Annotated in this window: 27 protein-coding genes; 22 read left to right on the top strand and 5 right to left on the bottom strand. The window is 33.2% G+C overall.

Going from position 1 to position 26,284, the window contains the following annotated elements:
• The first annotated feature begins 25 nt into the window (after positions 1-25).
• From rsgA to AC1RPV_RS02835, 3 genes are read left to right on the top strand one after another with little or no spacing between them, the layout of a single operon-like run.
• Positions 26-913 (top strand): ribosome small subunit-dependent GTPase A, encoded by an 888-nt coding sequence (gene rsgA, locus AC1RPV_RS02845; RefSeq protein WP_481761260.1) that lies wholly within the window; start codon positions 26-28, stop codon positions 911-913.
• Positions 914-923: 10 nt separating this feature from the next.
• Positions 924-1,574 carry a ribulose-phosphate 3-epimerase gene (gene rpe, locus AC1RPV_RS02840; protein ID WP_409022609.1) on the top strand — a complete coding sequence of 217 codons (651 nt, stop codon included), beginning with the start codon at positions 924-926 and terminating at the stop codon, positions 1,572-1,574.
• Positions 1,571-2,224: a thiamine diphosphokinase gene (locus AC1RPV_RS02835; protein ID WP_481761261.1), complete on the top strand. Its 654-nt coding sequence runs from the start codon at positions 1,571-1,573 to the stop codon at positions 2,222-2,224. Before rpe ends, AC1RPV_RS02835 begins: the two co-directional genes overlap by 4 nt.
• A gap of 47 nt (positions 2,225-2,271) precedes the next feature.
• On the opposite strand, the gene rpmB is transcribed toward AC1RPV_RS02835, so the two are convergent.
• Complete coding sequence (rpmB, locus tag AC1RPV_RS02830; protein WP_057973454.1) at positions 2,272-2,457, bottom strand: 50S ribosomal protein L28; 186 nt, start codon at positions 2,455-2,457, stop codon at positions 2,272-2,274.
• Between the two features lie 239 nt (positions 2,458-2,696).
• On the opposite strand from rpmB, the gene AC1RPV_RS02825 reads away from it, so the two are divergent.
• The 16 genes from AC1RPV_RS02825 to AC1RPV_RS02750 all read left to right on the top strand — a co-directional run bounded on the left by AC1RPV_RS02825 (position 2,697) and on the right by AC1RPV_RS02750 (position 19,228).
• Entirely contained in the window at positions 2,697-3,059 is a 363-nt protein-coding gene (locus AC1RPV_RS02825; RefSeq protein ID WP_057973455.1) for an Asp23/Gls24 family envelope stress response protein, read from the top strand.
• A 39-nt stretch (positions 3,060-3,098) separates the two neighbouring features.
• Positions 3,099-4,781 (top strand): DAK2 domain-containing protein, encoded by a 1,683-nt coding sequence (locus AC1RPV_RS02820; protein WP_481761262.1) that lies wholly within the window; start codon positions 3,099-3,101, stop codon positions 4,779-4,781.
• A 72-nt stretch (positions 4,782-4,853) separates the two neighbouring features.
• Positions 4,854-6,890: an ATP-dependent DNA helicase RecG gene (recG, locus tag AC1RPV_RS02815; RefSeq protein ID WP_481761404.1), complete on the top strand. Its 2,037-nt coding sequence runs from the start codon at positions 4,854-4,856 to the stop codon at positions 6,888-6,890.
• Positions 6,891-6,911: 21 nt separating this feature from the next.
• Positions 6,912-7,925, top strand: coding sequence for a phosphate acyltransferase PlsX (gene plsX / locus AC1RPV_RS02810; protein WP_481761263.1), 1,014 nt, complete (start codon positions 6,912-6,914; stop codon positions 7,923-7,925).
• Positions 7,926-7,981: 56 nt separating this feature from the next.
• A complete protein-coding gene (acpP, locus tag AC1RPV_RS02805; RefSeq protein ID WP_409022605.1) occupies positions 7,982-8,224 on the top strand; it encodes an acyl carrier protein in 243 nt (80 codons plus the stop codon).
• A gap of 140 nt (positions 8,225-8,364) precedes the next feature.
• A complete protein-coding gene (gene rnc, locus AC1RPV_RS02800) occupies positions 8,365-9,057 on the top strand; it encodes a ribonuclease III (protein ID WP_481761264.1) in 693 nt (230 codons plus the stop codon).
• A 24-nt stretch (positions 9,058-9,081) separates the two neighbouring features.
• Complete coding sequence (smc, locus tag AC1RPV_RS02795; protein ID WP_481761265.1) at positions 9,082-12,618, top strand: chromosome segregation protein SMC; 3,537 nt, start codon at positions 9,082-9,084, stop codon at positions 12,616-12,618.
• A gap of 31 nt (positions 12,619-12,649) precedes the next feature.
• Entirely contained in the window at positions 12,650-13,660 is a 1,011-nt protein-coding gene (gene ftsY, locus AC1RPV_RS02790; RefSeq protein ID WP_481761266.1) for a signal recognition particle-docking protein FtsY, read from the top strand.
• 113 nt (positions 13,661-13,773) lie between these two features.
• Positions 13,774-14,115: a putative DNA-binding protein gene (locus tag AC1RPV_RS02785; protein WP_409022601.1), complete on the top strand. Its 342-nt coding sequence runs from the start codon at positions 13,774-13,776 to the stop codon at positions 14,113-14,115.
• A gap of 16 nt (positions 14,116-14,131) precedes the next feature.
• On the top strand, positions 14,132-15,568 hold the full coding sequence (ffh, locus tag AC1RPV_RS02780) for a signal recognition particle protein (RefSeq protein WP_481761267.1): 1,437 nt from the start codon (positions 14,132-14,134) through the stop codon (positions 15,566-15,568).
• 139 nt (positions 15,569-15,707) lie between these two features.
• The gene (gene rpsP / locus AC1RPV_RS02775; protein ID WP_409022599.1) at positions 15,708-15,983 is read left to right on the top strand and encodes a 30S ribosomal protein S16; all 276 of its coding nucleotides are present in this window, start codon (positions 15,708-15,710) and stop codon (positions 15,981-15,983) included.
• Between the two features lie 10 nt (positions 15,984-15,993).
• Complete coding sequence (locus tag AC1RPV_RS02770; protein ID WP_409022598.1) at positions 15,994-16,239, top strand: KH domain-containing protein; 246 nt, start codon at positions 15,994-15,996, stop codon at positions 16,237-16,239.
• Between the two features lie 71 nt (positions 16,240-16,310).
• Positions 16,311-16,826, top strand: a complete 516-nt coding sequence (gene rimM, locus AC1RPV_RS02765; protein ID WP_481761268.1) for a ribosome maturation factor RimM — start codon at positions 16,311-16,313, stop codon at positions 16,824-16,826.
• A gap of 2 nt (positions 16,827-16,828) precedes the next feature.
• Entirely contained in the window at positions 16,829-17,560 is a 732-nt protein-coding gene (gene trmD, locus AC1RPV_RS02760) for a tRNA (guanosine(37)-N1)-methyltransferase TrmD (RefSeq protein WP_481761269.1), read from the top strand.
• 130 nt (positions 17,561-17,690) lie between these two features.
• Complete coding sequence (rplS, locus tag AC1RPV_RS02755; protein ID WP_057973468.1) at positions 17,691-18,038, top strand: 50S ribosomal protein L19; 348 nt, start codon at positions 17,691-17,693, stop codon at positions 18,036-18,038.
• A 791-nt stretch (positions 18,039-18,829) separates the two neighbouring features.
• Positions 18,830-19,228, top strand: coding sequence for a hypothetical protein (locus AC1RPV_RS02750; protein WP_481761270.1), 399 nt, complete (start codon positions 18,830-18,832; stop codon positions 19,226-19,228).
• Positions 19,229-19,648: 420 nt separating this feature from the next.
• Here AC1RPV_RS02750 and AC1RPV_RS02745 read toward each other — a convergent pair whose 3' ends face one another.
• Positions 19,649-20,113: a transposase gene (locus AC1RPV_RS02745; RefSeq protein WP_481761271.1), complete on the bottom strand. Its 465-nt coding sequence runs from the start codon at positions 20,111-20,113 to the stop codon at positions 19,649-19,651.
• 206 nt (positions 20,114-20,319) lie between these two features.
• On the opposite strand from AC1RPV_RS02745, the gene AC1RPV_RS02740 reads away from it, so the two are divergent.
• Both AC1RPV_RS02740 and AC1RPV_RS02735 read left to right on the top strand, forming a co-directional pair.
• The gene (locus AC1RPV_RS02740; protein ID WP_481761272.1) at positions 20,320-21,639 is read left to right on the top strand and encodes a PTS transporter subunit EIIC; all 1,320 of its coding nucleotides are present in this window, start codon (positions 20,320-20,322) and stop codon (positions 21,637-21,639) included.
• Entirely contained in the window at positions 21,629-22,498 is an 870-nt protein-coding gene (locus AC1RPV_RS02735; protein ID WP_481761273.1) for an alpha/beta hydrolase, read from the top strand. Before AC1RPV_RS02740 ends, AC1RPV_RS02735 begins: the two co-directional genes overlap by 11 nt.
• Before the next feature lie 367 nt (positions 22,499-22,865).
• On the opposite strand, the gene AC1RPV_RS02730 is transcribed toward AC1RPV_RS02735, so the two are convergent.
• On the bottom strand, positions 22,866-23,564 hold the full coding sequence (locus AC1RPV_RS02730; RefSeq protein ID WP_481761274.1) for a VIT1/CCC1 transporter family protein: 699 nt from the start codon (positions 23,562-23,564) through the stop codon (positions 22,866-22,868).
• An 18-nt stretch (positions 23,565-23,582) separates the two neighbouring features.
• Positions 23,583-24,263: a VIT1/CCC1 transporter family protein gene (locus AC1RPV_RS02725; RefSeq protein ID WP_481761275.1), complete on the bottom strand. Its 681-nt coding sequence runs from the start codon at positions 24,261-24,263 to the stop codon at positions 23,583-23,585.
• Between the two features lie 131 nt (positions 24,264-24,394).
• On the opposite strand from AC1RPV_RS02725, the gene AC1RPV_RS02720 reads away from it, so the two are divergent.
• On the top strand, positions 24,395-24,850 hold the full coding sequence (locus AC1RPV_RS02720) for a Fur family transcriptional regulator (protein ID WP_481761276.1): 456 nt from the start codon (positions 24,395-24,397) through the stop codon (positions 24,848-24,850).
• 189 nt (positions 24,851-25,039) lie between these two features.
• On the opposite strand, the gene AC1RPV_RS02715 is transcribed toward AC1RPV_RS02720, so the two are convergent.
• The gene (locus tag AC1RPV_RS02715) at positions 25,040-26,254 is read right to left on the bottom strand and encodes a multidrug effflux MFS transporter (protein WP_481761277.1); all 1,215 of its coding nucleotides are present in this window, start codon (positions 26,252-26,254) and stop codon (positions 25,040-25,042) included.
• Between the last annotated feature and the right edge of the window lie 30 nt (positions 26,255-26,284).

Below are 26,284 nucleotides of genomic sequence, written 5' to 3'. Positions count from 1 at the left end.
AGTCCAGTTAAAGGAGGTTAATTTATTGGTAACAGGTCAGATTAGACAATCATTAAGTGGCTTTTACGACGTTGATGTCGAAGGCGAAACTTATCGAACAAGGGCTCGAGGTAATTTTAGAAATTCTAACCAGGCACCACTAGTTGGCGATTGGGTTGACTTCAAAGCTGAAAATAAAAAAGAAGGCTATATTCTTAATATTCATGATCGAGAAAACAGCTTAATTCGACCACCAGTAGCTAATATTGATGAAGCAATTGTTGTAACGTCATGTGTTGAACCAGCATTTTCAAGCAATCTATTAGATAGACAATTAATTATGCTAGAATCGCATCATGTTAAGCCAGTCTTATACTTTTCAAAGGGCGATTTAATTCCTGAAGAGAAAGTAGTTGAAATAAGCAGTATTATTGAAGCTTATAGTCAAATCTATCCAACATTTTTTCCATTTGGTAAAAATGAAGATGTTGTGGTTAAAGAATTACAAGATACCTTTCCGGGTAAAATTGCAGTCGTAATGGGTCAGACTGGTGCAGGAAAATCAACATTACTAAATAAAATTATGCCAGAGTTGGAGTTGCAGACGGCTGAGATATCAAAAGCCTTACATCGTGGTAAACATACTACTCGTAAGGTAACATTAATGCCTATTGCAGGTGGGCTAATTGCTGATACACCTGGATTTTCTTCTTTTGATTTATTTGATATGTCAAAAGAAGAGTTACCAAAGTTATTTCCAGAATTAAATGAACTATCTGTTGGCTGTAAATTTAGAGGTTGTTTGCATATTAAGGAGCCTAAATGTGCAGTTAAAGCAGCACTTGAACAAGGTAATTTATTACAGAGTCGGTACAAAAATTATTTACAATTTAATCAATTAATTGTTGATCAAAAACCAAACTATAAGAAATGAGATGACCAAAATGAAATTATCACCTTCTATTTTAAGCGCTAATTTTGCAAACTTGGAAAAGGATATTAAAGTTGTTGATCAAGCTGGTGCAGAATATTTACATATTGATATTATGGATGGCCATTTTGTGCCTAATTTAACTTTTGGTGCAAACGTCGTTGAAGCAATTAGACCATTAACAAAAATGGTTTTGGATTGTCATTTGATGGTAGAAAATCCAGAATCTTATATTGAAGAATTTGCTGCGGCAGGTGCTGATATTATTGGGGTTCATGTTGAATCAACTCCCCATATTTTTGGTGTTATTCAACATATTAAAAAATTAGGTGTGAAAGCTGAAGTGGTTATTAACCCAGGAACATCCCTAGAGACAATTAAACAAATTTTGCCACTTGTTGATCAAGTATTAGTGATGACTGTTAACCCTGGATTTGGGGGACAATCATTTATTCCAGAAATGAAACGTAAAATTGACCAATTAGACCGTATCAAACAAGTTCAAAATTATGATTTTGATATTGAAGTTGATGGTGGTGTTAATGATCAAACGATTAAGGAATGTCTTGATAGTGGTGCAACAGTCGCAGTAGCTGGTTCATACATCTACAATAGTGATAATCCAACTGAACAAATTAATAAGTTAAGAGAAGCAACCAAATGAAACTCAATATCTTAGTCGGTGGACCTAAGGAACAGTGGCCTAAGGAATTAGTGGATGGTAACGTTCGTGGACCGTGGATTGGTGTTGACAGAGGTGCATTGCGATTAATAAAACTAGGTATTACACCTGAGCTATCGATTGGTGATTTCGATTCAATGACTGAAAGTGAATTTAATTTAGTATCTAATCATAGTAAAAAAATTAAAATAGCTAATCCTGAAAAAGATGATACAGATACTGAATTTGCTTTGAGAGAAGCCATATCTGAATTTGAGTTTGATTCAGTGACGATTTATGGCGCTACAGGTGGTCGAATTGATCATTTATTGGCTAATTTGTTTTTTATTTTTAGAGAGCCATTTAATACAATGTTTGAAAAAATTTGTTTAGTTGATAAACAAAATTCAATTCGATTCTTTAAATCTGGTAAGTATCAGTTAATAAAAGAAGATGATAAAAAATATCTTGCATTTATTCCACTGTCACCAGTTAAAAAATTGAGTTTAATAGATGAGAAGTATACATTGAATCAAATTAATTTTGTGAACCCGATTTCATTAGCAAGTAATGAATTTATGGGGGATACAGGTGAGTTTAGTTTTGAATCTGGTATTATTATTGTGATTCAAAGTCGTGATGACGAAAAATAGAGCAAAAAAAAAGACTTAGCATAAATGCTGAGTCTTTTTAAATTGAATTAAACACGGGTAACTTTACCTGACTTTAAAGCGCGAGCAGATACATAAACTCTTTTAGGTTTACCATCAACTAAGATGCGAACTTTTTGTAAATTAGGTTTCCAGCTACGGTTTGTTTGGTTCAATGCATGAGAACGTTTCTTACCGAAAGTAGTCTTACGTCCTGTAATAAAATCTTTTGCCATATTCATATCCTCCTCTGCAATTCACTTAAAAAGCAAAGCTATGCTTACTTACCTAAACAAAAATATCATATTTAGCCATATAATGCAATACTTTTCTTTCAAGTAAATTTGCTTGACAGCTTGAAATTCCCGAAGGTAGGGGAATAGAATTTTCTTAGATGCTATTTTTCTTTTATTCTACCATATCCTATGATAAAATACTCTTATTGATTGTGTGAAAATATAAGGAGGCTATTCTTATGGCTGTTAAGATCAAAACGCAATTCGGTACGATTGATATTGATAATGAAGTTATTGCGACAGTTGTCGGCGGTGCCGCAACTGAAATTTTTGGGATTGTCGGAATGGCAAGTAAAAACCAAATTCGTGACAATGTGAATGAAATTTTAAGAAGAGATAATTATTCTAGAGGTGTTGTTGTTCGCCAGGAAGATAATGGTGTTGCTATTGATGTCTACATTATTGTTGGCTATGGCACAAAAATATCTGAAGTTTGTCGTAATGTTCAAGAAAAAGTGAAGTATAATTTAGAAACAATGCTAGGTGTATCTGCTAATTCAGTTAACGTGTTAGTACAAGGCGTTCGCGTACTAGGCGATTAGTAACTAGCTATTTTAGTAGTGACCAAGGAGGAAAAAGAAGTGACTGTTACGAAAATTACGGACCAAGAATTTAGAAAAATGGTCCAAATTAGCTCACAACGATTGGCTAAAAATGCCGAATTTATTAATTCATTGAATGTATTTCCAGTGCCAGATGGTGATACAGGTACAAATATGAACCTTTCGTTCGCAAGTGGGGCAAAGTATGTTCAAGATTCACCTTCTGAACATGTTGGTGAACTATCTTCGATTTTAGCTAAAGGTTTACTGATGGGTGCTCGAGGCAACTCAGGCGTTATTTTATCACAAATTTTTAGAGGCTTTTATAAACGGATCCAAGCTAAAGAGGTTTTAACTGCTACTGATTTGTCAGATGCTTTGACAGGTGGCGTAGAAGTCGCGTATAAAGCCGTTATGAAACCAACTGAAGGAACTATTTTAACAGTTGCAAGAGAAGCCGCTAAGGCTGCAAATAAAGCTGCCTCTGAGAGCGATGATGTTATCGTCGTTATGGAAGCAACTTATGTAGCTGCTAAAAAAGCATTAGCAACAACACCGGATTTATTACCTGTTTTAAAAGAGGTTGGTGTTGTTGATTCAGGTGGTCAAGGATTAACATTTGTTTATGAAGGTTTCTTTGATGCCTTAACTGGTAAGGAAACAATTAGTGAAGAATACAAACCAAATGAAAAAGAAATGGATGAAATGGTTAATGCCAGTCACCATCAGAGTGTTCAAAGTAAATTAAGTACTGAAGATATTAAATTTGGTTATTGTACAGAAATCATGCTTAAATTGGGTGCTGGTCGTTTAGTTGATCGTAAATTTGATTATGATGAATTTAGAAATCATTTAAGTGAAATTGGTGATTCTCTTCTTGTTGTGGCCGATGATGAAGTTGTTAAAGTTCACGTACATACAGAAAATCCTGGTGAAGTGATGACTTATGGTCAACATTATGGTTCATTAATCAAAGTTAAGGTTGATAATATGCGTCAACAACATGAGACAATTTTGGAAAATGATGAAGAAGAGACTGAAGAAACAAGTGAAACTGCAGTACCTAGCGAAATTGCAGTTATTTCAATTTCATCTGGTTCTGGTGTTGCGACACTTTTCAAAAGTTTAGGCGTTTCTTATATTTTAAGTGGTGGTCAAACAATGAATCCAAGTACGGAAGATATTGTTAAGGCAATTGAAGCAACTAAAGCTAAAAATGTGATTATTTTACCTAATAATAAAAATATTTTCTTAGCTGCTGAACAAGCTGTTGAAGTTTCAACAGTTCCAACAGTTGTTGTACCAAGTCGTACAATCGCTCAAGGAATGACAGCAATGCTTGGTTTTAATATTGATAGTACATTAGAAGAAAACAAAGATGCTATGATTGAAAACTTGGATACAGTAACTTCTGGTCAAGTAACAATTGCAGTTAGAGATACAACAATTGAAGGTATTGAGATTAAAAAAGATAATTATATGGGTATTATTGATGGTAGCATCAAAGTAACCGATAATGATCGTAAAAAAGTTGCAATTGAAATGACTAAAGAAATGTTGGATGAAGACAGCGAAATTATCACAATTATTGTGGGTGAAGACGGTTCTGAGGACGAAGCTAAAGAAATCGAAGAAGCCATTTATGAAATTGATGAAGATTTAGAAGTCGAAATTCACGAAGGAGACCAACCGGTCTATCCATACCTAATTTCAGTTGAATAAATAGTAAAAAGTAAAGGTGGGATGAGACTATGTTCTCTCCTGCTTTTTATATTCCGTAGAAAGTGAGGTATCATAATGTCATCATTGAATGATTCAGTTAGTGTTTTAACTGGTGTTGGGCCTAAAAAATTGACTGCACTTAATCAATTAGGAATTAATACAATCATAGATTTATTAACATTTTATCCGTATCGTTATGACGATTTAAAAGCAAAAAAATTATCTGAAATTACTGATCAAGAAAAAGTAACTCTAAAAGGAATTGTCTCTTCTGAACCAGTTTTAATTCGGTTTGGTCAGAAAAGAAATCTGTTAAACGTTAGATTACTAATTGATAGTGATAATATAACCGTTAGTTTTTTTAATCAGCCTTTTTTGCAAAAACAATTTGAGATTGGTAAAGAAGTAGCTGTGTATGGTAAATGGGATGATAAAAGAAAAAGTTTATCTGGGATGAAGTTATTGACGAAGCAAAATGATGATAGGTTATCAGCGATATATCGTTCTTCCAAAGATATTCATCAATCGGCAATTCGACAGTTAATTACACAAGCATTTGAGCAATATGCGAATCAAATTGATTCAATATTACCAAATGACCTGATTAAAAAGTATCGTTTAATTGATTGTAAGACGATGTTACATGATATTCACTTTCCACAGGATGAAAAAGATTTTCATGATGCCAAACGGACGGCTATTTTTGAAGAGTTCTTTTTATTTCAATTGAAATTACAGTATATTAAAAGAAATGATACTAAAAATGATGGTATTAAAATTAACTATCAAAATAATGAATTGAAAAAATTCATTCAGACGTTACCATTTGAATTAACGGCAGCTCAAAAAAGAGTCGTTAATGAAATTTGTTCAGACATGAAACAACCAATCCATATGAATCGATTACTTCAAGGTGATGTTGGATCAGGTAAAACAATTGTTGCAGCAATTGTGATGTACGCGGCTATTACGGCGGGCTATCAAGCCGTTTTAATGGCGCCAACAGAAATATTAGCTGAACAACATGCCAATAACATGGCTACCTTATTCGCAGATTTCCCAGTTAATGTTGCACTTTTAACTGGGTCAATGAAAGTTAAAGCTAGACGTGAACTATTAGCACATCTTGAATCAGGTGAGGTTAATTTAATTATTGGAACACATGCGATTATTCAACCTGATGTGTCATTCAGTCGCGTTGGATTAGTTATTACTGATGAGCAACACCGATTTGGTGTGAATCAACGTCGCATTTTAAGAGAGAAGGGGGCTGAACCGGACGTTTTAGCAATGACGGCCACGCCAATCCCTAGGACGCTAGCAATCACTGCTTATGGCGAAATGGATGTTTCTACGATTAATGAACTACCTGCAGGACGCCAACCTATTTCGACATCTTGGTTAAAGAGTTCTCAAGTAGGTAAAGGAATCGATCTCATTAAAGAACAGTTGATTCAAGGCTCACAAGCTTATATTATTACACCACTAATTGATGAATCTGAAACACTAGATTTAAAAAATGCATTAGCTTTATACGAAAATATGAAAGAAATATTTGAGCCAAAATATAAAGTTGGATTACTGCATGGCAAAATGAAGAATGATGAAAAGGATCAGATTATGGCCGATTTTAAGGCCAATAAATATCAAATATTGGTTTCAACAACGGTTATCGAAGTCGGCGTTGATGTACCTAATGCTACTGTGATGATGATTCATAATGCTGAACGGTTTGGGTTAGCGCAATTACATCAATTACGAGGTCGGGTTGGCCGTGGTAAGAAAGCATCTTATTGTATTTTAATTGCTGATCCTAAAAATGATTTTGGAAGACAGCGCATGCAAATTATGACAGAGACAACAGACGGTTTCGTCATTTCGCAAAAAGATTTAGAGTTGCGAGGTGCTGGCGATGTATTAGGCCGTAAGCAATCTGGAATACCTGATTTTAAAATCGGTGATCCCATAGGTGATATCAATGCATTACAAGTGGCCCAACAAGAAGCGCACGAAATAGTTTTTAGAGATGACTTTGAAAGTAATCCTGAATTTAAACCACTAAACGATTATTTAAAAAACCATCAAAATACAGATTTAAAATTCGATTAAATAAGTTAGGAGAATATAATTATGAAGTTAGCAGTTGATGCAATGGGCGGCGATTTTGCACCGCAATCAATCGTCGAGGGCGTTGAACGTGCTAGAGACGAAGATAGCACCATTCAATTTACGTTGTACGGAGATGAAAAAAGAATTCGTGAATTCTTAAAAGATGATAAAAATATCACAATTGTTCACACGGATGAGGAAATTGATGGGAATGATGAACCAGTTAAGGCAATTCGTTCAAAGAAAAAAGCATCAATGGTCTTAGCAGCTCAATCTGTTAAAGATGGTGAGAATGATGCCGTATTTTCATGCGGTAATACAGGGGCACTACTTGCTGCTGGTTTGTTTATAATTGGCCGTATTAAGGGTATTCCACGACCTGGTTTATTAGCAACATTGCCAGTTATTTCTAGTGATAATACTGTAAATTTATTAGATGCTGGAGCCAATGCGGATAGTAAACCTGAACACTTGCATCAATATGCTGTCTTAGGTAACTATTACGCTAAAAATGTTCGCCATATTAGTAATCCTAAAATTGGTTTATTAAATAATGGGACAGAACCACATAAAGGCAACAAAGTGACGCAAGAAGCGTACCAATTATTACAAAACGATACCGAATTAAATTTTGTGGGTAATATTGAATCTAATGATTTGCTTTCTGGTAAAGCTGATATTGTTGTTTCTGACGGATTTACAGGTAATGCTGTTTTAAAATCCGTTGAAGGGACAGCTTTAGGAATGTTTTCATTACTCAGAAGTGCCATTATGAGTGGTGGCTTGCGTGCTAAAATTGGTGCACTTTTACTGAAACCAAGTTTAAAACAATTGAAGAATAAAATGGATTCACCTAAGTATGGCGGTGCGGTTTTACTAGGTATTAAAGCACCAGTTGTAAAATCACATGGATCAAGTAAGGCTGAAGTTGTTTATTACACAATTAACCAAATCAATGATATGGTTAATACAGATGTAGTACCTAATATTGTTAACTATTTTGAAAAGGAAACTAGTGAAAATAAAATTAACTAGACATTTCTCTGAAAAATGGTTAAAATTACGTCATGATTCAAAAGGAGGCTATTGGAATGACAGAAGAAGAAATTTTTGGAAAAATTGTTAAAATTATAGACGAACATTTTGATTTGCCAGTAGAAAAAATTACGAATGACTTAGATTTTAAAAAGGATTTAGATGCAGATTCAATTGATGTTGTTGAGTTCGTTTTAGAACTTGAAGATACATTTGGTGCAGAAATTTCTGATGAAGATGCAGAAAGTTTAACAACTGTCGGAGACGTTGTCACTTTTATTAAAGCTAACCAAAAATAATAATTCAACACGTATATTAAATCGTTCATTAAAAGCGTTAGACAATGATATTTGTCAGCGCTTTTTTTGTATGGAGTACCTTTTAGTGATTAAAACAGGTATAATTGTAAGAGCAATAATGATAATAACGGAGGATAATAATGATTAAAGGTTTAAATGAAATGTTAGCAGAAGATTTTAATATTAAATTTGTGAATACGGATTTATTAGATGAAGCATTCACACAGGCATCATATGTAAATGAACATCCCAAAGAAAATTTAAAATTTTATGAACGAATTGAATTTTTAGGAGACGCTGTTTTACAATTAACAGTTTCAGAATATTTATATCAGCGGTATACAATGCTGCCACAAGGGAAATTAACGCGTCTAAGAGCTGCAATGGTATGTGAAGAGAGTTTCAGCGCATTTGCTAAAGAATGCCGATTTGATGAATTTATTCGTTTAGGTAAAGGTGAAGAAAAATCAAATGCACGTCAAAGACCTGCGTTATTATGTGATATTTTTGAATCTTTTGTAGGAGCGCTTTATCAAGATCAAGGTAAATTAGCTGTTGAAACATTTATCAGGAAAGTTATTTTTCCAAAATTAGACTTAGGCTGGTTTGACCATGTTATGGATTATAAAACGTCGCTACAAGAGTTTTTACAAAAAGATGGTGATGTTGTCATTACCTATGATGTTGTTGATGACCTTGGTCCAGAGCATGACAGACAATATGTTATGTCTGTCAGTGCTGATGGCAAAATCATTGGACAAGGGGCAGGACATTCTAAAAAAGTTGCAGAACAACAAGCAGCAAGTAATGCATTAGGATTACTCAGAAAGTAAAAATGTTCAGGGGGTTAGTGACGGATGAAATTAGAGTCTTTAGTCATTAATGGTTTTAAATCATTTGCAGACAAAACAACAATTGAATTTAAAGACGGGATGACTGGTATTGTCGGTCCTAACGGTAGCGGTAAAAGTAATATTATTGAAGCAATTCGCTGGGTACTTGGTGAACAATCAGCCAAAAATTTACGTGGAAATAAAATGCCTGACGTTATATTTGCTGGTTCAGGGAACAGATCAGCAGTTAATCGTGCTGAAGTTAGTATTATTTTTGATAATTCTGATTTTTATATTCAAGATAATCCTGAAAAAATAACCGTTACAAGACGATTATTTAGAGATGGTGTCAGCGAGTTTTTAATTAATCAAAAGCAGTGTCGTCTTAAAGATATAACCAATCTATTCATGGATACTGGTCTTGGAAAAGAGTCATTTTCAATCATTTCTCAGGGTAGAGTTGCTGAAATTTTTAATAGTAAGCCCGAAGACAGACGTTCGATTATTGAAGAAGTTGCTGGTGTTTTAAAATATAAACAAGAAAAAAATATTGCCACTCGCCAATTAGAAGAAACAAAAGGTCATCTTAACCGGGTTTCTGATATTATTTTTGAACTTAAAGGACAAGTTGAACCTTTACGTGAGCAAAGTAGTTTGGCAAAGGATTATTTATCTCAAAAAAAGCAATTTGATGAGTTAGAACTTAGTCGGTTGGTTAAAGAAATTAAAAGGCAATCGCAACTAAAAAGGGATGTCACACATTCGTTAGATAAGTTACTTGAAATGGATAGTGATTATAAGACTAAGGTCACTGTAAAAGAACATGAAATTGCAGGTTATCGCTCAGAACTAGAGAATATTGAAAAAATGATTGATCATACACAAAACAAACTATTAGATTTAACAATTAATAAAGAACGGTTGATGGGTCAAAGTAATATATCAACTCAAAAAAAAGATTTTGAAAAGCAAAAAATAACAGAATTAAAAAAAGAACAAGAATCGGTGAATGAACAAATTATTTTGAAACAAGAGTCATTAGCTAATTTAGATAAGCGGTCATTAGCTTTACAGAAAAATATTACTGATGAGAACATGTTTATTGAAGCGATTGATAAAACGTTAGAAACAGCGGATATTTCTGGACAAGATCGTTCAAAAGAATTAAGGCGCGTTGTTAATGATACTATTCAACAACGTACACGATTACAAAGTGAGAATGAGTTTTTACAAAAAACATTAAATTTTGATTCACAGGCTAAGGTTAATGATGACTTATTAGCTACTGAACAAGAGTATTTAACACAAGCAAAAAACGATTTTAAAACTAAAAAAACTGAATTTAATTTGATTGATAATAAATTAATTAATGAAGAAAAAGAATTAGCTAAATTAAAGATTGCCTTGAAAAAAAATAACGATTCTTACGAGGCACAGCAACGTAGATGGTTTGAAGCATCAAACGTTTTAGTACAGGCGAAAAATAAAAAGGATAATCTACTTTTGACGCAAAATAGTTATAACGGCTATTATCAAGGCGTTAAAGCAATTTTAAAAGAAAAAAATAAGTTTCCTGGTTTATATGGTTCAGTGGCAGAATTAATTACGGTCCCAAAGGAAATTAATCAAGCAATAGAGACAGCATTGGGTGCGCAATTACAACAGGTAGTTGTGCAAGAAGAGTCTGTTGCAAAGAATGCAATTAAATTTTTAACGGATAATAAATTTGGTCGGGCAACATTTTTGCCTATTTCAGCTATTAAGGGACGTTCTATCGGTGATGCACAACGTTTCGTCTTAAAGTATGAAGGAGTCATCGGTATTGCGTCAGAGTTAATTAAAGTTGAACCTCAATTTATTGAAATTAGTCAGTATTTGCTAGGGACAACAATTATCGTTGAAGATATGGATACGGCAATTAAAGTTAGTCGTGATTTGAATCATCGAGTTAAAGTTGTCACACGGACTGGAGAAGTAATAAATGCAGGTGGTGCAATAACTGGTGGTAAACAGCAACATACCAGTGGATTGTTAAATCAGAAGCAAACTATTCTACAATTAGATGAAAGTATCCAAAAAATGCAACAAGAATTAGAGGCTCGTGAAGTTCGTGGCAATGAAGCTAGAGTGACTGTTGAAAAGCAAAAAGAAATGATCGAGTCGCTTGAATTGATTGTTGTTGATTTAAAAAGTCAATATCAAACAACACAATCTAAATTAACAACTAGTCGGTTAATTTTAGAACAGCAAGAACTTAAAACGACTGAAAAATATGATGAATTTGAAAAAAATCAAACTGATAAAATTAATAACCAAATAAAATTTAAAGACAATGAACAAAAAATTATTGAATTAGCACGACAAATACAAGTAGCAAATAATGATATTTCTGATATTGACTTACAATTAAAAAATAGTAATCAATTTGAACAGCAGCAACAAGTTAAGAAACAAAACCATCGTGAAAGTTTATTAGTATTCCAAGAACAATTAAAACAGCAACACGCTAATGTTATGCTGCTGAATAACGATATTCAGGAATTAGTTGATAAAGCTACATTGATAAATCAACAACATCAAGACTTACTCAGAAATACCGAAAATAGTCAGGTGAAAGAAAAAGATATCCAAAAAGAATTACAAGAATTTCAAAGGCAAGCAGAAGAAGCCGATTTAAAGTTAGCTGATTTTAAAAAGAACAGAACTAATATTAATCAAACTTTAACTGAAGAAAATAGCCATTTATCTCGTTTATCTGAGTTGCAGAGAAATATTATTGCAGATAAAATCAAAGCTGAAAATCAACAACAACAACTTAATGAGTCGCTTGATGAGTTTCTAGCTAAGCTAGCTAGTGATTTTCAACAGACTTTTGAAGAGGCTGAAAAATTAGAAAGTCAGCAACCTCTTGAACAAATTTTGGCGCAACAAAAATTATTGAGAAAAGGGCTAAAAGAAATTGGTGAGGTTAATGTGGCCTCGATTGATGAATTTGAAAGAGTTAATGAACGTTACTCATTCTTATTAGACCAACAAAATGATTTATTAGAAGCCGATGAACAATTAAAGAAAACTATGATGGATATGGATACTGAAGTTGAAAAAAGATTTAAAGCTAGTTTTATTGATATCTCTAAGAAATTTGAGGAGATATTCCCTGTTATGTTTGGTGGTGGTAAAGCTAGATTAGAATTAACTGATCCAGAAAATCTTTTAACAACTGGAATTGATATTCTAGCGCAGCCGCCTGGTAAAAAAGTTCAAAGTTTGAGTTTACTTTCTGGCGGAGAACAAGCTTTGACCGCAATTACGCTACTATTTGCTATTTTAAGAGTAAAACCAGTTCCTTTTTGTATCTTGGATGAAGCAGAAGCTGCGCTTGACGATGCAAATGTAGCTCGATTTGCTAGTTATCTAAAATCATTTCATCAAGAAACGCAATTTATTGTGATAACGCATCGAAATGGAACAATGGTTGAAGCTAATATTTTGTATGGTGTTACAATGCAAGAGTCTGGTATCTCTAAAATGGTTTCGGTATCATTAGACAAAACGGTTTGATATACTAATAAAAGATTAGGAGGCGCTACAGATGGGAATATTTAGTAGAATTAAGCAAGCTTTTACAGGTGAAGAACCAGAATCATCTGAACAAGAAAAATATGATAAAGGCCTTGAAAAATCAAGAAAAACCTTTGGACAACGCTTAAACTCACTGTTTGCTAATTTTAGAACAGTCGATGAAGATTTTTTTGAAGAGTTAGAAGAAACTTTAATTGAAGCTGATGTTGGATTTGAAACGGCTATGAAAATTAGCCGTGAGTTACAAGAAGAAGTTAAATTAAGAAATGTAAGCAATCCAGATGCTGTTTCTGCAGCAATTATTGAAAAATTGGTAGATTTGTATGAATCAGAGGGTAAAGACGAAGATAATTCTATTGCGCAAGCTGAATCAGGTCCAACTGTTATTTTATTTGTTGGTGTTAATGGCGTTGGTAAAACAACAACTATTGGGAAACTAGCACACCGTTATCATGAAGAAGGCAAAAAAGTACTCTTAGCTGCTGGAGATACATTTAGAGCGGGTGCAATAGAACAACTTGCTGAATGGAGCCGTCGTGTTGATGTCGATATCGTTCGTGGACCAGAAAAAAGTGATCCAGCCTCTGTTATTTTTGACGCGGTAAAACGTGCCAAAGAAGAAGATTACGATATTTTACTAGTTGATACAGCTGGTCGTTTGCAGAATAAAGTTAACTTGATGAATGAATTAGATAAAATTAAACGAATCATTTCTCGAGAAATTCCAGATGCACCTCATGAAGTTTTACTTGTTTTGGATGCAACAATGGGTCAAAATGCTTTAATCCAAGCTAAACAATTTAAAGAAACAACTGATGTGAGTGGTATTGTATTAACTAAGCTAGATGGAACTGCTCGTGGTGGTATCGTGTTAGCCATTCGTAATGAAATGCATTTACCAGTAAAACTTGCTGGATTAGGTGAGCAAATGGATGACTTACGTGATTTTAATGCAGAAGATTTCATTTATGGTTTGTTTAAAGGACTTATTCAAGAACAACCTGAATCAACAGAAGAATAATCTTAGAAGTCAGATTAAACTAATCGGACTTCTTTTTGCTATTGACGTTTAGGGCTAAAATCGGTACCCTTCTAAGTAGGACTGAATGAAACAAAAACGAAGGAGTTTTTTTAGTGGCGATTGATAAAACAAATCGAGTAAATGCATTGTTTGAATTTTATGAGTCATTATTAACTAAAAAACAGGCTGAATATATGGCCATGTACTATGGTGATGATTTTTCACTTGGTGAGATTGCGGACAATTTTGATGTTAGTCGGCAAGCCGTTTATGATAATATCAAACGAACAGAAAAAATTTTAGAAGATTATGAAGATAAGTTGAATTTGTATCATAATTTTATTCAACGTAATGAAAAATTAGACCAAATTAAGCAATACACAGATAGTACTTATAAAGAGGATCAAAAATTAACCGATCTAATTAATCAATTAGAAGAATTAGACGAAGAGTAAGGGTAGGTAGTTAAAAATGGCATTTGAAGGATTAACAGAAAGATTACAAAATGCGATGACGAAACTCCGTCGCAAAGGTAAAATATCTGAAACTGATTTAAAAGAGGTTATGCGTGAAATTCGCTTAGCCTTACTTGAAGCCGATGTTAACTTTACAGTGGTTAAAGAGTTCGTTAAGGTTGTTCGTGAACGTGCAATTGGTGCGGAAGTACTTGAGAGTTTAACGTCATCACAACAAATCGTCAAAATTGTAAATGAAGAATTAACTAAAGTCATGGGTGAAACAGCTGTTCCATTGAACAAGTCATCTAAAATACCAACAATTATTATGATGGTTGGTTTACAAGGGGCTGGTAAAACAACCACAGCTGGTAAACTTGCTTTAACATTAAAAAAAGAAGAAAATGCGAGACCTTTAATGATAGCAGCCGATATTTATCGTCCAGCTGCTATCGACCAATTACAAGTTTTAGGTCGAGATTTGGAAATACCTGTTTTTGAATTGGGTACAAAAGTAAACCCTGTTGAAATTGTTCGACAAGGTTTAGCACAAGCTGCAGAAAATAAAAATGATTACATTATTATTGATACAGCTGGTCGTTTACAAATTGATGAAACGCTAATGGACGAATTAGCTCAAATTAAGGCCTTAGCGAACCCAAATGAAATTCTTTTGACTGTTGATTCAATGACTGGACAAAGTGCGGTAGATGTTGCTAAAGGCTTTAATGAACAATTAGATGTTACTGGTGTCGTCTTAACTAAATTAGATGGTGACACTCGTGGTGGTGCTGCGTTATCAATTCGTTCAGTGACGGGTAAACCAATTAAATTTATCGGACAAGGTGAAAAATTAACTGATTTGGACGTATTCTATCCAGATCGTATGGCATCAAGAATTTTAGGCATGGGTGATATGCTCACGCTGATTGAAAAAGCACAACAAGATTTTGATGAAAATGAATCAGCTAAAATGGCTGAAAAATTTCAAGAAAATACATTTGATTTTAATGATTTTTTAAGTCAAATGGATCAATTACAAAAAATGGGTCCTATGGAAGATATTATGAAGATGATTCCAGGGATGGCTAATAATCCAGCTATGAAGAATGTTAAAATGGATCCCAAGGATATTGACCATATGCGTGCGACAGTATACTCAATGACACCTAAAGAACGCGAAAATCCAGACATCTTGAACCCCAGTCGTCGACGACGTATTGCTGCTGGTGCAGGTCGTCCAATTGTTGAAGTTAACCGAATGATTAAGCAATTTGGCGAAATGAAGAAAATGATGAAGAAAATGAATAGCGGTAATTTTGAAGGTATGGAAGGGATGCTTGGCAAGGGCGTAACAGGTCGCTTAGCTAAGATGTCTATGAATTCTATGGTTCGTAAGAACAAGAAAAACAAGAAAAAACGTATGAAGAAAAATAAAAACTCTAGAAAATAATCATTAAATAACCAATACTGGTATGGCTTAAGGGACATTTTGATAATTTATTTTAACTGTCAAGAAAAAAACCTTTACAAGCTGATAAATAACTGGTATATTAATTATTGTTGAAGTAGATATCAGGAGGTGTATATTAATGTCAGTAAAAATTCGTTTAAAACGTATGGGTTCTAAAAAGAGACCGTTCTACCGTGTCGTTGTAGCTGATTCACGTTCACCACGTGATGGCCGTTTCATCGAAAACGTTGGTACTTACAACCCATTAACAGAACCACAAACAGTAACACTTGAAGAAGAAAGTATTTTAAACTGGTTGAACAATGGTGCACAACCATCAGATACTGTACGTAACATTCTTTCAAATGCAGGCATCATGAAGAAATTCCATGAAGCTAAATTCTCTAAAAAATAAGGACGATTAAATGACTGAAGCAGAAGTGACAAGTTTAATTTTAACAATTGTCAAACCGCTTGTTGAAAATCCTGATGATGTCCAAATAGGACAGAAACAAGATGATCATTATGTCTATTTTGAATTATCTGTGAATTCAGATGATATTGGCCGTATTATTGGGAAGCACGGACAAGTTGCGCAAGCTATTAGAACAATAATCTATGGTGTGCGTTTAACAAGTTCGAAACGAGTGCGTCTAAACATATTAGATTAAAATAGTAACTCTTGAATGAAGCAGCAATGTTTTGTTTGGGAGTTTTTATTTTACAATAAAAAGGAGTAAATATGGATTATTATCAAGTAGGAACAATCGTCAATACTCATGGAATCAAAGGAGAAGTTAGAGTTATGGCTACAACTGACTTCGTTTCTGAGCGTTTTAAAAAGGGAACCGTCTTGTATCTGTTTGATAAGAGCGGAAAACAAGTTATTTCGTTAACGGTTATGACCTATAGACATCATAAAAATTTTGAACTCGTGACGTTTGAAGGATTACAAGATATTAACCTGGTTGAGAAGTATAAAGGATTAGATCTTAAAGTCGCTGATAAAGGTCTTCGGGAATTAGAAGAAGGTAATTACTATTACCATCAAATTATCGGCTTAGATGTCCAAAATGAAAATGAAGAAAAAATTGGCTCTATTTATGAAATTTTAAGCCCAGGAGCTAATGACGTTTGGGTTGTTAAGCGTCAGGGACAGGGTGATTTATTGTTACCAGTTATTAAAGATGTTATAAAAACTGTCGATATTGATAACAATATTGTAACGGTTGAACTTTTAGAAGGATTGGACGACTAAATATGAAAATTGATGTTTTGAGTTTATTTCCAGAAATGTTTGATGGTCCCATGAAACAATCAATTGTTGGTAAGGCAATTGATAAGGACGTTCTTGATTTAAAAATTACTAATTTTAGAGATTTTACAACTGATAAACAAAATCATGTGGACGATTACCCATATGGTGGTGGTGCAGGTATGTTATTACAAGCACAGCCAGTTTTTGACACTTTAGAAGCTGTTCAAAAGGAATCTGACACAAAAGGTAAAGTTATCCTTTTAGATCCAGCAGGACGTAAATTTGACCAAAATGTGGCTGAAGAATTTGCGAAAGAAGAACATCTAACATTTATTTGTGGTCACTATGAAGGCTATGATGAACGTATCCGCGAACTTGTAACTGATGAGGTTTCACTTGGTGATTACATTTTAACGGGTGGGGAACTAGGAGCCATGGTCATGATTGATGCGACTGTTCGATTGTTACCTGAAGTTTTAGGCAATAAAGAATCTGCTCCCGGAGATTCATTTTCAAACGGCTTGTTAGAATATCCGCAATATACACGGCCAGCTGATTTTAGAGGGATGAAAGTTCCTGAAGTTCTAACAAATGGGAATCATAAATTAATCGATGAATGGCGTCAAAAAGAATCATTGAGACGAACATTTGAGAGAAGACCAGATTTGTTGAAAGATATTCAATTATCTAAACAACAAGTTGAATGGTTAGCTGACATAAAATCTGGAAAGTAAAGGAAATAACCTTTACGCCTATAAAGTAATATGATACAATTTTAAAAGTGGTTAAAAGCCACATAAAATTACGATATTCCGCTGGCATAGTGAATGTGAATGAATTTCTGTTGAAAAGGAGATCCAAATTATGAGTCCAATGATCGCAAAACTTACAGAAGCACAATTACGTACAGATATTCCTGAGTTCCGCCCAGGTGATACTGTTCGAGTTCACGCCCGTGTTGTTGAAGGCACACGTGAACGTATCCAACTTTTCGAAGGTGTCGTTTTAAAACGCCGTGGTAAAGGTATTAGTTCAAGTTACACTGTTCGTAAAATTAGTAACGGTGTCGGTGTTGAACGTACTTTCCCATTGCATTCACCTCGTGTTGCTAAAATTGAAGTTATCCGTCATGGTCGTGTTCGTCGTGCTAAATTGTACTACTTACGTGCCCTTAATGGTAAAGCTGCTCGTATTAAAGAAGCTCGCCGTTAGATTGACGTTGAAAAGCCTTGGTAATCAAGGCTTTTTTATTTGTCTAAAAATTTGGTAGACCTATATAATTGAACCTTGCTTCAAAAAGTCGCATTAAAGTCGCTAAAAGGGGCAGAAAAGGGGCAGAAATTATAAGTTTTCGATTTCTAATTAAAGTTTATAATTAATATTTTCAATAACATATAGATATATTTTTATCAATTTTTTAATTCTTTTTGTGCATTACGGAAAAAAGTATTAATTTAAGAGGCTGGCTTTTTTAAGTTTTTAAAGTATTAACTTAGATTAATATTATAGTTAAATTATTTGAAGTAACATTAAAATTATGATAGCGTTAGATTGTTGTTAATGAAAAAGTATTAAAGTAATAGCTATTTTAATGAAGTTTTGTTCAGTATTATTAGTACCTAATCATATTTATGCTCAGGATACATTTATGAGCCGTGATATAACTAAAGCATATAATATAGGAGTCAAAGAGGGTAAAATTAAGCAATAGGATATGAACTATCAAGAGTTTTATGATTTGTGTAGTTCATCTATTTGGCCTGTATATGAAAATCAAGTTAAGCCGGGTGCTAAAACTACTCTTACTGAAATGATTGCATAAGATGACAAAGCAAAGCATGCGAGCAAGAAAGATTTTTTTCAGCAATATACAAAAAGGGTGCTCATGTTGAGGCATATAGAAAAAAGAAACATTATGGATTGCTTGGCAATTTTAGTAGTCCGTTCAAGCCAAATGATATTCATAAAATAACATCATAATAATCTGAGAGAGGGGTTTTAAAATGAAAGTAATTAAAGAAGCAAGCGGATGGATACTTCGGGGACTACTTCTTTTTAGTGGATTATGTTATGGTGGTCTCATTTATCCAAGTATAGTAATACATGGAAAATTAGCGCCATTTTCATATTATTTTGGAGGCACATTATGGGACGATTTGGCAGTGGTCATGGGATTATTAACATTTTTATTGTTAATAATCCTAGCTATAATGCCTAATAGATATTTAAAACGTTTTTGGAAATATTTTTTTATTATTACAGTGAGTATATTAGTACTTTCACTCCCAGGTGGTGCATTTTTGTTATTAACTATAATTCCTTTGTGGGAACTGATTATTATATTGGTAATAGAATGGGGAATTACATTAGGGCTTTTGTTTATAATCAAAAGCGTAGATTAAATTGGGTCTGCGTCAAATAGTGATGGTGAGACAATAAACGTCTAATCTAATTAAGGGAAATCCAAAAGGATTTCCTTTTTTTAGTTATGAATTAATAAAATTCTTTCAAAAAGATGATGTCAGTTTCCGAAACCGTAACTGCTACGTTTAAGTGTTTTAATTTTTCGATTAAGTCCTTCTATAGGACCGTTTTAATAAGTTGAAGATAAAAATATTTTCAATATAATGTGGATTCTTTATGAAAGTGGTTATTACAGTATCCATTTCACTGTTATTTGGTTGATAGTTTTCTAATAACTGAGTTTTTAAAGATTTATATTCTCTATTTTTATGATCAATTATCTGATTTAAAGTATCTATACGAACACAATCTAAGGCTTTACCAGCCAGTTAAACTAAATGAAAACGATCAATAATTATTTAAGCATTTGGGAATAGTTGATGAATGATACTTTGATATTGAGCATTCAGGTCTACAACAACAGAGGTTACAAATTGTCTTTCTTTTAGAATATATGCATTAAAAAAATGTTCCTTAATAACACTGTTAAAACGATTAGGCAGTATCGCTACAAAATTATGTGTTTCAGCATCAATCGCACTTTGACATGAAGCCCAAATAAAGCGTTGGTTCCGTAATCGCAAATGAAATTCATAGCCATTTACGCTAGAAATTCTAGCATTAACTAAACGTGTTCCATTTTTGATCATAGTTAAATAGCCACAATCTGGGTCTCTTGGAGGTATGTATGTTAATGGTGCATCTATGATATTAACTTTTCTTTTACGTGATACTATTCTAACAAAATCATCGGAAACGTTAATTTTCTTAATATTTTCGTCTTCTGTTCCTAATAGTAATAGTGCGGAATTAATTGTGATCATCAGCATCCCTCGCTTTTGATTATGTTTTGCAACTTAATCATAGCAGGGGCCGGTGGCCTCTTTTTTTGTTTTCAGAATAAAAAACTGGTGTTGATGAATTTTATTTTACCAACACCAGAAAGTGTACACCCTCAAAGTTTATAATTAACATTTTGTTGTTGGGTTACTATTGGTTTATAATAAAAAATAGATAAGGGGGTTATTCAATGAATAAACTATGGGTGACGTTTTCGCAAAAATTGTTAAGAGTTGATTTACGTTTTAAAAAAACTTTTGTTTATCAAGCAATTGAAAAAACATTTGCAATTATCTTACCGTTTATTATTATTGGAAGTTTTAGTATGGCGCTTAGTTCTAGCGTTTTATCAGAACAAGGGTTCTTTAATCAAGTATATAATATTTCATCATGGTTACCTTATGAAAAAATCATAACAAATATATTCGAAATTATTAATACAGTTACAATGAGTTTTATCGCAGTAATGACAGCTTTTTTGAGCGCAAAATACATGACTCGGTCCTTTAAAAAAGATGAACAAATTGCAGGATTCACTGGGGCAGTCGGGATGCTTATTTTGAATTATAATTTATCAAGTTTAAACCCTGATAGTGATCAGGGGACATTCTTGATTCAAGAGTTAGGTGTTAAAGGGATTTTTATCTCACTGATTTTGGGGGTCTTTGTAGGATATATCTTTAAATGGTTTTCACCTAAAAATAAGCAAGAAAAAGTAGATCAATATACATTTATTTCTCGTGGTTTAGAGAGTCTGTTGCCGATAGTGATAATATTGGGGATTTTAATTGGACTAGTCATGTTAGTTTCATTGGTTAATCAAATCGGTGTGAATGGTCTCTTATATTCTATGTTTAGATTAACAGAAGTTAAATCAAGGCATTTAATTATAACTATTTTATTTTTATCCTTTTTCAATACTGTTTTATCTGGTATAGGAATTTCTGGTTCTTTAGGAATTGCACAAGGCGGCTTAGATGATACTTCGGTTGTCAGTAACTTAAGTTATGCGTTAAAGCATGGCACGTCTTTTGGTGTACCTTTTCCTATCTCTATACATACAATTTATGACAGTTTTGGTAGCTTTGGTGGAACAGGAATGACCTTATCTTTAATTATAGCAATATTGATAATGTCTAAAAATAAAAATAGTCGTAAAATAGCAAAAATATCAATTATTCCAAGCTTTGTGAATATTAATTTTCCATTGATGTTTGGGTTACCAATTATTTTAAATCCTATTTTAATGGTTCCGTTTATCTTATCACCCATCGTTTCAATGTTGATTGGGTACTTCTGTATTTACTTTAAGTGGATACCTCCAGCAGTTTACAGCTTACCTGAAACGACTCCAGCACCATTAATGGCATTTTTAGGAACTGATGGGTATTGGAGTACATTAGTTGTATCAGGAATTGTGCTTATTATTACAGTTTTAATTTATATGCCGTTTGTAAAATTAAATAATAAGGCAATGAATATTGATGGAGGTAAGCTAAATGAAAAATAAACGGAAAATAGTTAAATACGTGTTTATTTGGATAGCTATCTTAGCTTGTTTTTTAGCTGTTATCGTACCGGCAAATACATGGAACACTAAAAAGGTCAAAACAAGCCGAATTATTCATAATTCAAAGTTAAATCCAGTTATTTTAATACCAGGAAGCAGTGCAAATCAAGATCGATTTGATGAATTGATTGATGTTTTAAATACTTCAACAAATCGAACGCATAGTTTGTTAAAGATAACGGTTCAGAAAACTGGAAAACTTAAAATTACTGGTAAAATAGCTAAACGAGATATGCAACCTTTCATAGTTGTTGGTTTTGAAGATAATTCGAATGGCTATAATAGTATAAAAAAACAAGCTAAATGGTTTGATATAGCGTTTACGTATCTTGCTGATAAATATAAATTTAATCAATTTAATGGTATCGGGCACTCTAACGGAGGTCTTATTTATACGACATTTTTAGAAGAATATTTTGATGATAAAGCGGCCTCAATTAATACGTTAATGACGATAGGTTCACCATATAATGGTGAAGAAACTAATCAGAGTACAAGAACACAGATGTTAGCGGATTTTGTAAAGAATCGAAAAAAAATTCCAACTAACTTAGTGTTGTACTCGATTGCTGGAACAGATAATTACAATAATGATGGAATTGTTCCATATCAAAGTGTTAATGCCGGAAAATATATTTATCAAAATCAAGCGAAATCCTATACAGAAATAACTGTCACAGGAAATGAATCGGAACATTCTGATTTACCACAAAATAAGCAAATTGTTGCTTTAATTGAACAGTATATTATTGCTTCCCAAAATTCTAAAAATAGTGGACCAGATGATAAGAAAATTTAGAGTAGTGCTTGATTATTATTGTGATGAACTATGTATAGTTGCACATTGTAAAAATAGTCTTAATGATCTTAAATATGTACAGTATATCAATTAAACAGACAATGTCGATGGCGAGTGTTGTATTTAATTATTGAAAGTAGTATAAAATATAGGCCTTTGTTAACTATTGCTGATCAATGATATTAAAAAAGTTCTAATCGCTAAGTGATTAGAACTTTTTTGTATGAATTTTAAGAGTATAAAGTGGTTTAGTTCAAAATTTATAAACATTTTGAAAGCTAATGCGCTATATAAAATGTATCTATGACAACAAATAAGTTGGGAAAAAATATTTAACTAGTTTGGGCGGGGTTTCATAATGATATGTCTAAAAAAACTGGCCAATTCCATAATGAATTAACATGGTTATTAAACCAATGATAATATTTCGTATAATGGCAACTTTAATTTTACCATCACCTAATTTGGAGCTAATAAAGGCAGTTAAAGCTACAGCTACTGAAACCGCAATAATTGTACCTATCATTTTCCAATTGTTTGGTAATATAATAATGGCAAGTAGTGGGAAAATACCACCTAAAGCTGCAGAGATTAGTGAGGAAAAAGCGGCATCCCAAGGGTTCATATAGTGTCCTAATTCGAGACCGTATTTAACATTAATAATCGTTTCTAGTGGCTTTTTTTGCATTAATTCTGTAGCAATTTCAAAAGAGGTTTCTTCAGAAACGCCCTTAGCCGTATAAAAATTTTGAACATCATGAATTTGATCAGTACGACTCGTAATCATACGCTGTTTTTCGACGGCAACAGCTGCTTTTTCGGTGTCACTTTGTGAACTGACAGAGGCATATTCGCCAGCTGCCATAGAAAATGCGCAAGCTATTAGATCAGTTAACCCAGCGATGAAAATAATGAAATTATCTGTTGTAGCTGCTGCAACACTGAACAGGACACCTACAACAGTTAAAATACCATCATTAGATCCTAGTATACCTGCACGAAGTGAATTAAGTTTTTCATCCATTGTTTTGTATTTTTTTTGTTTAATTTTGGTTTCAGATGTCATGAAATTAAGTGTCCTTTCCTAATGAGCAAATAAAGTACCAATAAAGTAAGTGACTAGCATTGTTAAAATACCAGAAATAATATTACGAATAACTGATTTTGTCCGATTTGAGTTACCCAAAGTTGCAGCACTAAATCCTGTGATAGCTAGTGCAATAATGACAGAAATAGATGTGGCAATGACCTTAAATTCAGCAGGGAATAAAGTAATTGCAAGTAGGGGCAGCAATGATCCAATCGGAAAAGAAATCATTGATGCAATCGCAGCCGCATAAGGATCCGTATAGACGTTAGGATCAAAGCCATATTTTTCACGTACAATAGTATCTAATGGGTTAGCCGACATCATTTCATCTGTAGCTTTTAATGCTAAGGATGAAGAAATACCTGTTTTAAAATATTTTTGATAAACATAATTATATTCCTTATCATAATTATGTTTTAGATTGTACTTGGAATTGGCAGTAGCAACTTCTTGCGAATCTTTTTGGGTACTTACAGAAACATATTCTCCCATAGCCATTGAGACAGTACCGGCAAGCATACCAGCAATACCTGAAATGAAAATAGAAAAATTATTGTTCGTAGCGCCAGCGACACCAATGACAATCCCAGCAACGGAAAGAATACCATCATTAGCTCCCATAACACTAGCTCTTAAAACATTTATTTTCTGAGATAAAGATAATTTTTTAGACATAACTCTCTCTCCTTTGTTATAATGATTCTAAATATATAATCATTATAAATCAATTCAATAGATAAAGTCCACATATTTTATGAAATATGAGATAATGAACAGAGTGAATTAAGAAAATGGGGGTCGTTAAATTGATCGATAAAAATCTTGACCAGGCTTTAGAAATTTTAAAAGAACGTGGCGTACGTATAACACCACAGCGTAAAATAATTCTTGAATATTTAGTAACGCAACATAACTACCCATCTGTTGAACAAATTTTTAACGGAATTAAAGATGGAAGCGTAGGGTTAGGCATAGCTACCGTTTATAATACGTTACAAATATTAGTTGCTCAAAAATTAGTGATAGAATTGTCTAATGGCGATGATGGTAAAATGCGCTACGATTATTTTGGTATTCCACATTATCATGCTATCTGTCTTAACTGTGGCAAAATAACAGATATATTTACAGAATTAACTTTTCATGAGGCAGAGCAAGAGGCGGAAAATAAAAGTGGTTATATAATTGAAAGTACACATGTCGAGACGTTTGGATATTGTCCAGAATGTCAAATAAAACTGGGTTTAACAGAAAATAAATAATATATATCAGTAGATAAAATAAGCTTTAAAAATATGGTTGGTAGTACCAATTTGTAGATAGTACCCATTTTACATAAAGGTTACAGCTGTACAAAATCAGATGTCACACCTTTAGTATAAATAATTAAAGAGTTATATTATTAAGTTTTTGCGTTATACAAACTAATATTTCCACAAAAAAAGCAGAACTTATAGTTCTGCTTTTTTTGTGGAAATATTTAAGTAAATGACCAAGGCACAAATTTCACACAGTAAGATTAAAATTGTCATTGGAACATAAGAATGATCCCCCATAATCCCAACGAATGGAGAAAGAATACTTCCAACTAGATTCATACCAACACCAAGTATGGCAGAAGCACTTCCTGCGTGTTGCCCTTGTTTCTGCATAGCTAATGAGAAGGCCGTTGTATTTACGATACCAACCATTGAAACAATTAAAAATAAACTGATGAGCACTAGTAATAACGAGTTACTAATAAATAATGAGGTCGTTAATAGTAGACTACCAAGTAAGGCAAGGTAAACACCTAATTTTAGACCAGTCTGTTCAGAAAAAGTATCTGAAATTCGTGAACTTAATTGAGACATTATAACGATACCTAAACCATTAATTGCATAGACTAAACTGAACATATTAGAGGATAGACCAAAAAGATTTTGTAAAACAAATGATGATCCAGAAATATAACAGAACATTGCACCTGAGATAAAGCCTTGAATTAGAGCATAACTCAAGAAAAATTTATCAAAAATTAAACTTTTAAGAATTTTTTTCGTTGAATCACCAGTATTTGATTGCGACTTCTCTGGCACAATCTGGTTAGTTTCTGGTAACGTCACTAATACAAGAAGAAATAAAAGAAAACCAATTACAGTTAAGATAACAAAGATACCGCGCCAAGATGTGAATTTTAGAATAAAACTGCCAAGTATGGGCGAAATAATCGGGAAAATTCCATTAACAGCCATTAAGAGCGAGAAAAAACTGGTTAATTTTTTTCCGGTGTATAGGTCTCTAGCAATTGCTCGAGAGATTACAAGACCAGCAGATCCCGCTAAACCTTGCAATAACCGGATAATAACCAAAATTGTTATATTCTGACTTGTTGCTGCGATGATAGAGGTAACAGCGAACAAGATGAGTCCCAAAAGTAATGGCTTTCTACGGCCAATTTTATCACTGTAGGGTCCAACTATTAATTGGCCAAGCGCCAATCCAAGTAAACAAGTCGTAATCGTCAACTGGGTAAGCGATGCAGTTGTATGTAAGTGTTGTTGAATAACTGGTAATGCTGGTAAATACATGTCCAATGATAATGGACCAAAAGCACTTAATGTTCCTAATAAGAAGGTTAAAAATAATTCATGTTTTTTAGGATTTTTAAAATAAGAAAAAACCAACAAATTCACGTCCTTTTAAATGATTAATAA

Source organism: Dellaglioa sp. CoH-55-MRSF-9 (assembly GCF_056782155.1).
Note: the sequence above shows the minus strand (reverse complement) of the source record. Positions and strands in the feature narration are given on the sequence as shown.

What these genes read in the sequence shown, in the direction of transcription:
- rpsP (WP_409022599.1), top strand. Translation starts at nt 15,708, where the DNA reads ATGTCAGTAAAAATTCGTTTAAAACGTATGGGTTCTAAAAAGAGACCG.
- smc (WP_481761265.1), top strand. Translation starts at nt 9,082, where the DNA reads ATGAAATTAGAGTCTTTAGTCATTAATGGTTTTAAATCATTTGCAGAC.
- rimM (WP_481761268.1), top strand. Translation starts at nt 16,311, where the DNA reads ATGGATTATTATCAAGTAGGAACAATCGTCAATACTCATGGAATCAAA.
- ffh (WP_481761267.1), top strand. Translation starts at nt 14,132, where the DNA reads ATGGCATTTGAAGGATTAACAGAAAGATTACAAAATGCGATGACGAAA.
- AC1RPV_RS02750 (WP_481761270.1), top strand. Translation starts at nt 18,830, where the DNA reads ATGAAAGTAATTAAAGAAGCAAGCGGATGGATACTTCGGGGACTACTT.
- rplS (WP_057973468.1), top strand. Translation starts at nt 17,691, where the DNA reads ATGAGTCCAATGATCGCAAAACTTACAGAAGCACAATTACGTACAGAT.
- AC1RPV_RS02735 (WP_481761273.1), top strand. Translation starts at nt 21,629, where the DNA reads ATGAAAAATAAACGGAAAATAGTTAAATACGTGTTTATTTGGATAGCT.
- rpe (WP_409022609.1), top strand. Translation starts at nt 924, where the DNA reads ATGAAATTATCACCTTCTATTTTAAGCGCTAATTTTGCAAACTTGGAA.
- AC1RPV_RS02740 (WP_481761272.1), top strand. Translation starts at nt 20,320, where the DNA reads ATGAATAAACTATGGGTGACGTTTTCGCAAAAATTGTTAAGAGTTGAT.
- acpP (WP_409022605.1), top strand. Translation starts at nt 7,982, where the DNA reads ATGACAGAAGAAGAAATTTTTGGAAAAATTGTTAAAATTATAGACGAA.
- AC1RPV_RS02730 (WP_481761274.1), bottom strand. Translation starts at nt 23,564, where the DNA reads ATGACATCTGAAACCAAAATTAAACAAAAAAAATACAAAACAATGGAT.
- ftsY (WP_481761266.1), top strand. Translation starts at nt 12,650, where the DNA reads ATGGGAATATTTAGTAGAATTAAGCAAGCTTTTACAGGTGAAGAACCA.
- trmD (WP_481761269.1), top strand. Translation starts at nt 16,829, where the DNA reads ATGAAAATTGATGTTTTGAGTTTATTTCCAGAAATGTTTGATGGTCCC.
- rnc (WP_481761264.1), top strand. Translation starts at nt 8,365, where the DNA reads ATGATTAAAGGTTTAAATGAAATGTTAGCAGAAGATTTTAATATTAAA.
- rpmB (WP_057973454.1), bottom strand. Translation starts at nt 2,457, where the DNA reads ATGGCAAAAGATTTTATTACAGGACGTAAGACTACTTTCGGTAAGAAA.
- AC1RPV_RS02725 (WP_481761275.1), bottom strand. Translation starts at nt 24,263, where the DNA reads ATGTCTAAAAAATTATCTTTATCTCAGAAAATAAATGTTTTAAGAGCT.
- plsX (WP_481761263.1), top strand. Translation starts at nt 6,912, where the DNA reads ATGAAGTTAGCAGTTGATGCAATGGGCGGCGATTTTGCACCGCAATCA.
- AC1RPV_RS02770 (WP_409022598.1), top strand. Translation starts at nt 15,994, where the DNA reads ATGACTGAAGCAGAAGTGACAAGTTTAATTTTAACAATTGTCAAACCG.
- AC1RPV_RS02835 (WP_481761261.1), top strand. Translation starts at nt 1,571, where the DNA reads ATGAAACTCAATATCTTAGTCGGTGGACCTAAGGAACAGTGGCCTAAG.
- AC1RPV_RS02745 (WP_481761271.1), bottom strand. Translation starts at nt 20,113, where the DNA reads ATGATCACAATTAATTCCGCACTATTACTATTAGGAACAGAAGACGAA.
- AC1RPV_RS02825 (WP_057973455.1), top strand. Translation starts at nt 2,697, where the DNA reads ATGGCTGTTAAGATCAAAACGCAATTCGGTACGATTGATATTGATAAT.